Genomic DNA, 9,812 nt, shown 5'->3' with positions numbered 1-9,812 from the left:
AGCACATCAATTTCCGATAGTGATTCAACATCGAAGAGTGATTCTATCTCAACGAGTGCTGTAACATCAACGAGTGTTTCAGAATCCGACAGTGATTCATTATCGGACAGTCGTTCAATATCAACGATGAGTAGCACATCAATTTCCGATAGTGATTCATTATCGGACAGCCGTTCAACATCAGCGATGAGTAGTACGTCAATTTCCGATAGTGATTCAACATCGAAGAGTGACTCAGTTTCAACGAGTGCTGTAACATCAACTAGCGTATCCGAATCCGACAGTGATTCATTATCGGACAGCCGTTCAGCATCAGCGATGAGTAGCACATCAATTTCCGATAGTGAAGCAACCTCAACGAGTGACTCTGTCTCAAACAGCGAATCAACGTCAACGAGCATCTCCGAATCTGACAGTGATTCGTTGATTAAGAGTGAATCAATTTCGACACATGCGCCAACGTCAATTAGTGGTAGCTCCTTTACATCAACGAGTGTGTCTACTTCGACAAGTATTTCTGAGTCAATAAGTGTCTCGCAGAGAGCCAGCGAATCAGTGTCGGAAATCAGTTCAAGCTCTATGAGCGTATCAGTTTCTGATAGTCAGTCAATGGAATCCGTATCAAATAGTGATTCGACCGCCAACAGTGACTCAATATCAACGAGTGCCTCGGGTTACGCTAGTGAATCCATATCTGGCAGGATTAGTACCTCAATTTTCGAAAGTCGTTCGATTAGTGTAAGCACGTCAAATTCTGATCATTGGATACAGTCTGAAAGCCAGTCCGTTTCAGAAGTTTCTTCACAAGTTGCCAGTGAGTCAAACAGTATTTCAATTGCAAATAGCAATGCGGCATTTACATCAGGAAATACTTCTAACTCAGTTCAAGCACATCATCAACCGGAAAACAGTCGTTCAGAGTTGGCTCCACACAACAATCAGGTACCAAACTTAGACGTTAATGAAGCGAAAACAAAAGTGTCGGCCAATAATATTTCAGTAAAGCATCAGATAACGAGGGCAACTAGTTATCGTTTACTACCTGAAACTGCCATCACAAAAAATAGTGAGTTGTTAGCAATAATTTCAACGTTAGGGGCGTTAATCATTGCGATAGGAACAACAAAGAAAAATAGACGCAAGTAATTGATGCTATTTTTCACGGGGAAATGAAATTCTTCAAAAAAGGTAGAGAAATATCAAAATTTCTTTACCATACATAGTGAATTTATCAATATTTTGATTTAAGTAAAAAGAAAGCGTATACGGTATGAATTTATTTATTAATAAGGCAATTGGACACGGCAATAGTGGTGTTGAGCATGCACAATTTTACAGGGCAAGCTGTTTTAGAAAGTTAAATGTTCCATTTAAAATTGTTTTAACTGATTTATTGCCAGAGTTACATGTGCATATGCAAGAATGGCATTTGTCAGAAAATGAAGTCATTAGTTTGTATGACTATTTCTTGAGTGAAGATCCTAACAATTATTTGGAACATGGACAACATGTTTTAAATGACTATTCGGAAGATATTATTTCGGATTTTACACAAACACAACGGTACATTACTCGTCAGAGCACTGGTGAATTTCAAGAGCAAATTATTAAAACTAAAAAATATTCTGAATCCAGAAAACTATGGATTGTTGATGATGATCGAATTGTTTTATCGAATGGTGTACACAATATATCATGGCATTATGAATCTATTGGTTCACTCGGTACTGAGATGGTGTCTATTCACTTGAACAACTTTATGGGAAACAACTACTTTTTTGCCACATTTAGTGAATTATTGCTGTTTTTCTATCGACAATTGCAGAATCATTTTCATTCAAATTGTTATTTTCTAGATCGTGGGGTGGAAAATGAAGAGGTCTTATTCGAACTTAAGAGACAAGACTATGATTTGAAAATTGTTGAAATTGTTCATGCGGCCCATTTAGTCGAATATCAAGGTGTGCACCCACTTTGGAACAATTATTACCAATATATGTTTGATCATCTTGAATCAGTTGACATGATTATCACCGCAACGAAGTTACAGAGAGATGATATTCGGAAGCAAATTCCTAATCTAAATGCATTGCAAAAATCTCATATCGTCGCAATTCCTGTTGGGGGCGTGCCTTTTGTTTCTAAGGCCCGTCATTGGTCAGGAAAAACAGCTCGTTTTGTCACTGCATCTCGTTTACATGCTGAAAAACATATTGATCAAATTATTTTGGCTATTAAGCAATTGCGTGACAAGGGACTCAATGCAACGTTAGCTATTTATGGCGCAGGTGCGGAAGAAAGTAACCTTAAGCAATTGATTATAGAAAATCACCTGCAACGTTTTGTGACGATGGCAGGTTTGAGCCAAACAATGGTTAAGGATTTGGGAAAATATGATGCCTTTGTGTCAGCTTCCTATTCTGAAGGTTTTGGCTTGACTTATATTGAAGCTATTGCTAACGCATTACCTTGCGCGTCATATAATAATCTCTATGGTGCTCAAGAACTTATTAAAGACCAGTTTAACGGCTGTTTGGCAGATTTTGAGCGTTCAGATCAAGCAGTCAATCAAAATATTAACAAATTAGCTAACGCAATGCAGCAAGTATTTGATAATTATGACAAATTATCAAAAGGCGCGCAACACATCGCGGAGGAATATAAATTGCAAACTATTACCCAAAAGTGGGGTGGCTTGTTAGAGGAACTATCATGAAAATTGAAATTATTAATTCATTAAACTTTGCAAAGCTACCACGTGTTGCGCAACAAATTAATGATGTTAAAAAGGGAAAAAGCGATGAACTATGGCTTGCTACACCACACTCAGATGCCCACAAAATAATATCTGAGCTAGGGCTAAATCCAAGCCAAGTATTTGATATTTATACACAGTCATATTTCACACCAATAGATGAGACAAAAGGAATTTGGTGGACCGACTTAGATGTACCTGTTGGTGCACAGATTGTAGTCAATCAAAATTGGACCAAAAGTGTGACGTTGTTAGGACATGAAATTGCCAGAGTTAACTGGTATGAGGCATCACAACGCATAGTTTCCGACGTTGATTGGTTAGATAATAATCAACAGATTGATTATAAAGATGTTTATCGTCGTGATGGTTCACTTTTTTCACGACAATACTATAGTGAGAATAGCTTTTTACAGATAGATTTTTATAATAACAGCGGGTCTGATATTTGTGTGAGAGAGTGTTATTTTCAAGGAAAATGTAATTTTGTATTGGCAAACAATCAAAAATTTCAAAGTCCAGAATCCTATATTGCGGCTGTGGGCAATAGGCGTTCAGATACTGTATTTAATATTGCTGAAATGGGGCGAGAAATTCATTTTGCGCCTAAGCATACTCAGTTAAGCTTATTGGACTCAGTCTTAGATGATAATAGTCGGATATATGGCAATTTAGAAACGCTCTTAAAAAGTGATCAAGATAAAATTAGCAACGTTCTGGTATCAGCATCCAGCTATGAAATTTTGAAAAAAGCTGGGTTACCATTAAACAAGGTGTCGATTGCCAAATGAGACATAATGGTTATATTTTGTTATTATTATGATATAAAATGATATTATATACTATATTATTACCTAAAATGAGTAAATGATGAAAGATAACTTATGAGCATAAATAATTTTGAATGGCTATTGGATAGTATTGATGCGAAAGTAGTCCAATTAAATGATTTTTTAATATTTGAATTAGATGATAACCGCATTACTTTCAAGGACATATCACACCATTTTACGTGGTCAAAATATGTCACTAATCAAATAATCGAAAAGTTGTGCATTGATATCGAAAAAGTTTTTACACCATCAGAACGAGCACTTGTCATTGACGATGATCAGCAGGTTATCACTATTGATCGCAGTAAATATTTGGAGCCACATTATTTTAAATCAGTAATGATCGTAGAATCGCAAATGGCACAGTTTTTATTTGCGTTAATTTTAGGCAACTATCCGGGGAATAGTAAGTTTAAATGTCAATTCAATCTTGGTGATGGACAATTCAATGCGCTGGTAAGACGAACACGCTTGCAACTAGATAAGTATGATATTACAATCAAGAAAAATGCAACTTTAGACGGAAATGAAGCGAATATTCGATTACTTATGTTCGAATTTTTGCATCGTTATGAAAAATTTTTGAGGTTTGATGATCTAAAAAAATATCAAAAAGATGTGGATCTATTTTTAAATACACTTATTGGCTACTATCCAGATATTCGACCATACCAAACGCAGATGATTCTCAATGGCATTTATGTTGTGTTGATACGTTTACAAGATAATCATCACGTTGGAAACTGCTTGGACGATAGGTATCTCATTGATTTTAACAATTTGTTACCGTCCGCTAAAAAAATTTTTAAGGGGCTAAACGACATTTATCATCAATTGATGCCTGATCTCAGTTCAAAGCAAACGCGTGAAGAAGCCGCATACTATTGGGTCAATCTTGGTTTGCTCATCGGGGATTTTTCATCAATATCGAGATGGCAGGGGACATCACTGTATCATAAAATATTACCAACGAAAAAATTGTTAAGTCAACTCTACAATAGTAATTTTAATCAATCACTTTCGGACGAGGTGATAGACGAATTTTTTTCGATAATTTATCGCCCATCCGGCTTCTACCTACTCAATTCAGATGTTATTTTGAATGATGATGTTTCGGATGTCAATCAAAAATCATCCCAGGCGCACCAGTTTCCGATTGCCACTGCATTTGTACACAAACTCTTGCAAGAATTAGCGCATTACTTCGGTAAAGATGACAAGCAAGTCATATCAGTACTCTTCTCGGATTTTTTAGGAGCGTTCCTGTCAATTAGTAATGCAACTGTTTTGCCTCAAATTAACTTAGGCATTTCATTACCAGCACATCGTGGCATTGCAGTCGGATTGAAGTACGAGTTAGAGAATATTTTGCCACGCAATGTGTTTGTGCACAGAGGTATTTATAAAACAGATGATGTTGTGATTCAGCAAATCAATTATTCCAACTATCAAAATCAACTGGAAGTTGTCATAGATGGTGTGCCAAATAAAAATGAGATGATTTATATTCGGAGAATGGTTGAAAAATGTTATGTTGATAAGTTCATCAGCGATAATCCAACCAATAATTTATTTGAAGTATAGTTGATTCATGAAATAACATCCCCAAAAAATGGTATGATGATTATAATTTAGTTGTATCAATTTTCTGGGGGATAACAAGTGGAAACAAAATTTGAAACATTATTTTTTGATCGCGTTAATCAACAATATGAGCCGGTTAGATTGGACAGTTTGTTGGCGCAACATCTTTTGATTACTGGTGTAACCGGTAGTGGCAAGTCTACAACGGCACTAGCGATTATGATGGGCATGAAGACGTTTCACCAAAATCTAATCATTCTTGATCCAACGGGAGAATATCAATCAATTCCAGATTCAAGACGTGTTGTACTTGGAAGGGATAGTTTTTTGGATATTAATCATTTGAATGCCAATGAAATTGGCAAAATGTTAAATATCACTCATCCCCAATTATTGTCAAAATTACCACTTGCGATTGAAAGCTTGCAAATTTCACGTAATGTGTTAAAGTCGACGGCAGTTTATAAAAAAATTAATAGAACAAGGGACAGTCATCAATTTAATCTCAAACGTTTGAGCATTGCTAATAAGGACTTCGATCTCAATCTGATTGCTGATCAGTTAGTTGAAGAATTTGTCATCCCCAGAAATGATGATAAAGCCGATTTCACGTTGCTTGGGCAGCAATACGATCAAGACATGATACAGCGTGTTTGGTCTGACTTGGAGACATTACGTTTGGCGTTACGGGCAATGAAAGTAACCGAATTGCCGGAAGACAGTAATGATAATCATACTGTTCACTATGATGTCGGCTATTTAATTAATTTGTTTGTAATCCACCGAGCTTCAGAACAAAGCTTAATCATTGATTTATCTGAATACGCAAACGACATACATTTTAGCCAAACTTTAATAGATATTTTAACGCGTGAAGTGATGCTTAATCGACAGCGCTTTCCACAGCAATTTCCGGTTGTCATTTTTATTGATGAAGCACATCGGTATCTGCCCAAGGTAATCGCAGCGGACAATGGCATTTTTTCAATTTTACGTGAAGGCCGCAAAGTTGGTGTCGATTTGATGATGAGTACACAAAGTCCACTGGATTTATCCGCAAAACTAATCGGACAATTTGGGAGCCTAATTTGCCATCGTTTAGGTAGTCCAGAGGAAATTGACGCGCTGCCACCAGCAATACAGAATTCTCGCCTAGCGTTAATGGCATTGCCGGTTGGGGAAGCCTTTTTAAAAATTGCGAATTCATCTGATGTTAAGTTAGTTCAAATTAAACCGGCTAGTGTCGAGCATAATACAAAGAATATCTCATTTGACATTTAAAAACGGCTAGTGGTGGAACGCGCAAGACGTTCCGCTACTAGCTGTTTTTGATAGACGATAACTATTTTGGATTGCAATCACAATATTAAGTCTAAAATATCCTGATAGTCATTCGCGATGTAGGTGGGAGCTGATTTGCTGGTGGCTTGATTTTGATGCGGATTGTACCAGATACTTTTCATACCAACGGCATTAGCGCCAACAATATCGGCTGAAAGGCGATCACCAATCATCACAGTGTTGCTGATGTTTCGGTCAGGATTATTGTCTAAGATTGTTTCGAAAAATTGAGGCTCCGGTTTTCGGTAACCGATTTCTTCAGAAATAAAAATTTCATCAAAATAACTGTTGATTCCTGAACCAACTAATCGCTCATGTTGTGTTTTTGCAACACCGTTTGTCCCCACAATTAGTCTAAATCCATTTGATTTGAGTTGTTTTAATAGATTTGTGGCGCCAGGAATAACGTGAAAATTATGGTTAAGATGGTCACGATATATTTGCTCCAATTGTTGACCGTCGGACTTAATATTTAATTGATTTAGGGTATCAGAAAACCGGCGATTCAATAGTGGTTGTGCTGCATCACCAGATTCGATTTGCTGCCAAACAGCAGCATTGACTCGGCCATATATTTTGAAGGCTTCTTCTATATCGGGGGCACCGGCATTTTTTAAAATACTACGAACACCTTCATATTCACCACGTTGAAAATCTAGTAAGGTGTCATCTAAATCAAAAATGATGTTTTTAATCATGATTATTCTCCTAAATGATTGATGTTATTCTTAGTATAACCAATGTGATATAATCCAAATATGCTAAATCGCACATTAGGGAGGTGAATTATGATTACATCAACCATGATTGAACAGTACAATTTAAAAAATTTATCAAAGGACGTGTACAAAAATAGTGAAATTTATTATTTTAAGAATGGCGATATTATAACTAGTTCTGAAGAAAATCAAACACAAAAAAGGCTTCTATTATTACTTCAAGGACGAGCCAAGGTCATTTTTTTATCCAATGACGGTGAGAGCACACTGCTAGAATTTTTGAATAGAAATGATTGGATTGGTGAGTTAGAGTTAGTCGGAGTCACTACTAGCTACAAGCAGGTAGCATCTTTAGGAAGCAGCGTTTGTTTAGCAATTCCGCAAGCAATAGTAACTAAATATTTGATTAATGATGTTGCTTTTTTACAACAATTTAATCATTATTTGGCTAATAAAATTATCAAACGTACTGATTTGATGTTGACTGCTAAAGCGTATTCATTTAAGGAAAGATTAGCGACTTTTATGCTGAATGATGCCTATAACTCTGAATATAGTGAACCCCATCAACTGGTTATGGAATATTTAGGCATCAGTTATCGACATCTTTTGTACACCTATAACCAACTTGTAGACGAAGGATTCATTGATAAAATTGGTCGTAATAAGTATAGATTAAACATGCAACGTATAGAATCACTCATTATTACTCCAACAACAAGTGATCATGCCGAGTTGCAATAATTCAAAATGGTCATTTTAGTAGCAGAATTGTGACACAATATAAAACATACGAAAGGGATGCCATGTCAAATATAACAATTAGAAGCGCAAACATAATTGATGCTTTGCCTATAACTAACGTGCACATTAAATCATGGCAGGAGACGTACAGCAATATTTTTTCGAGTTATTTTTTAAATCACTTAAATTCGGAAACACGAAAGACTGGGTGGCAAGAAACGTTAGCTGACGAAGAAAAGCAGGTTTACGTTGCTGAAGTTGAAAATCAAATTGTTGGATTTTGTTCCATTGAGGTTAGAGAATATCATGAGGAAAATTGTGCTTTTTTAGCAACACTTTATTTACTGCAACAGTATCAAAAACAAAGGATTGGGGAGCAATTATTTTTAGTAGCAAAAAATAATGTACGCAGACTTGGGTACCAAGATATGTACGTCGAGGTATTAGCTGAAAATAATGCCTTGTCATTTTACCGTAAATATGGTGGCGAGATTGTTGACAGCTGTGATATTAATAGTGCGCATCAGGAAAAAATAAAAGCATATATACTAAAATTCTCGATTTTTGAGTAAAACCATGACAACATCAGGTGTCATGGTTTTTGGGGGTAGAAAAAGGGTTACTAGTTCAATTAATTGACAATAGCTAATGCTTGGTATATATTCTATTTGTAATTACGTAAGCGCTTACATAGAAAAGGAGAATTTTTGATGAAAGCAATCGTTATTTCTGGCAAAGAAACTATTGATTTGAAAGACTTACCCACACCCGAAAAGAAGTCGGGAGAAGTCATATTTAGTCCCAAATACATTGGCATTTGTGGCTCGGATCTTCACTATTTAGCTGCCGGTTCGGTGGGGCAGTCAGTTATTCGCGAACCGCTGATTCCAGGACATGAAATCAGTGGGGTACTTGATGAATTAGTTACGATCGATGGTAAGACTATTCCAGCGGGGACCAATATAACAGTTCATCCAGCGACATTTGGTGACAAACAGGACCAGCTTGCAGAACGTCCTGAAATTTGGCCAAATGGGCGGTACTTAGGATCGGCGCAATATATGCCACATACACAAGGCGGGATGGTTGAAAAAATGGCTATTCGTCCAGATCAAATTCGTATCGTGCCAAATAACTTGTCATTAAAATCAGCTGCTTTGGCAGAGCCATTGGCTGTTGGGTTGCATGCTATCAAGTTGGCGGAGGGTGTGAAGGATAAACGCGTCTTGGTTTCAGGTGCTGGTCCGATTGGTTTGTTAGCTGCCGGGGGCGCAGTTGCATTAGGTGCTAGTAATGTCACCATATCTGATGTTTTAAACGCGCCGTTAAAACGTGCTGAAGCTTTAGGAGTGAATCACACGATTAATGTTGCGACAGATAATTTACCAGATAATGAATTTGATTTAATTTTAGAATGTTCGGGCGCTGCACCCGCCATCAGCGCTGCTTTCAAAGCAGCGGCTTTAGGTGCAACGATTATGCAGGTTGGCATGATGATTGATCAAAATATTTCGGTGAACATTTCCGCAATTAATGGGAAAGAATTAACCTATAAAGGTAGTTTTCGTTTTAATGACGAGATTGATTTAGCGCTTGATATTTTGTCTCAGAATCCTGCAATTCAGACTGTTGTGACGCAAATATTTCCAGCGAGCGACTTCAGGGAAGCATTTGCGATTGCCAAGGATAGTAACCAATCAGCAAAAGTTTTAATCGAAATGTAAGAAGCAAAAAGGTGTTCGCCGCAAAGAAAAGAATTGTGGCGAACACCTTTTGTGTATGGTAAATTATGTGTTCGTAACCGAGACAACAATCACGCCATAAGTGAATATCGTC

The 9,812-nt window shown here is 36.9% G+C and carries 8 protein-coding genes and 1 pseudogene; 8 read left to right on the top strand and 1 reads right to left on the bottom strand.

The window, feature by feature from the left end; all coding sequences use genetic code 11:
* The 5 genes and pseudogenes from IAE53_RS10090 to IAE53_RS10070 form a co-directional block, all read left to right on the top strand.
* Positions 1-1,146: pseudogene (locus tag IAE53_RS10090) on the top strand (MSCRAMM family adhesin SdrC); the annotation flags it as partial.
* Positions 1,147-1,270: 124 nt separating this feature from the next.
* The gene (locus IAE53_RS10085; protein ID WP_200136402.1) at positions 1,271-2,716 is read left to right on the top strand and encodes a glycosyltransferase; all 1,446 of its coding nucleotides are present in this window, start codon (positions 1,271-1,273) and stop codon (positions 2,714-2,716) included.
* A complete protein-coding gene (locus tag IAE53_RS10080; RefSeq protein WP_188353064.1) occupies positions 2,713-3,546 on the top strand; it encodes a glycosyltransferase in 834 nt (277 codons plus the stop codon). Before IAE53_RS10085 ends, IAE53_RS10080 begins: the two co-directional genes overlap by 4 nt.
* A 93-nt stretch (positions 3,547-3,639) precedes the next feature.
* Positions 3,640-5,172, top strand: a complete 1,533-nt coding sequence (locus IAE53_RS10075; protein ID WP_188353063.1) for a helix-turn-helix domain-containing protein — start codon at positions 3,640-3,642, stop codon at positions 5,170-5,172.
* Positions 5,173-5,250: 78 nt separating this feature from the next.
* Positions 5,251-6,453, top strand: coding sequence for a helicase HerA domain-containing protein (locus tag IAE53_RS10070; RefSeq protein ID WP_200136403.1), 1,203 nt, complete (start codon positions 5,251-5,253; stop codon positions 6,451-6,453).
* A 77-nt stretch (positions 6,454-6,530) separates the two neighbouring features.
* Here the strand turns inward: IAE53_RS10070 and IAE53_RS10065 are convergent, their stop codons facing one another.
* Complete coding sequence (locus IAE53_RS10065; RefSeq protein ID WP_188353061.1) at positions 6,531-7,211, bottom strand: YjjG family noncanonical pyrimidine nucleotidase; 681 nt, start codon at positions 7,209-7,211, stop codon at positions 6,531-6,533.
* Between the two features lie 90 nt (positions 7,212-7,301).
* On the opposite strand from IAE53_RS10065, the gene IAE53_RS10060 reads away from it, so the two are divergent.
* The 3 genes from IAE53_RS10060 to IAE53_RS10050 all read left to right on the top strand — a co-directional run bounded on the left by IAE53_RS10060 (position 7,302) and on the right by IAE53_RS10050 (position 9,700).
* The gene (locus tag IAE53_RS10060; protein WP_168441490.1) at positions 7,302-7,976 is read left to right on the top strand and encodes a cyclic nucleotide-binding domain-containing protein; all 675 of its coding nucleotides are present in this window, start codon (positions 7,302-7,304) and stop codon (positions 7,974-7,976) included.
* 29 nt (positions 7,977-8,005) lie between these two features.
* A complete protein-coding gene (locus IAE53_RS10055) occupies positions 8,006-8,548 on the top strand; it encodes a GNAT family N-acetyltransferase (RefSeq protein ID WP_168441489.1) in 543 nt (180 codons plus the stop codon).
* 138 nt (positions 8,549-8,686) lie between these two features.
* Positions 8,687-9,700, top strand: a complete 1,014-nt coding sequence (locus IAE53_RS10050; RefSeq protein ID WP_200136404.1) for a zinc-binding dehydrogenase — start codon at positions 8,687-8,689, stop codon at positions 9,698-9,700.
* The last annotated feature ends 112 nt before the right edge of the window (positions 9,701-9,812 follow it).

It is taken from the genome of Leuconostoc sp. S50, from assembly GCF_016624925.1.
Taxonomy (GTDB): domain Bacteria; phylum Bacillota; class Bacilli; order Lactobacillales; family Lactobacillaceae; genus Leuconostoc; species Leuconostoc pseudomesenteroides.
This window is presented reverse-complemented; position numbering and strand designations above follow the sequence as displayed.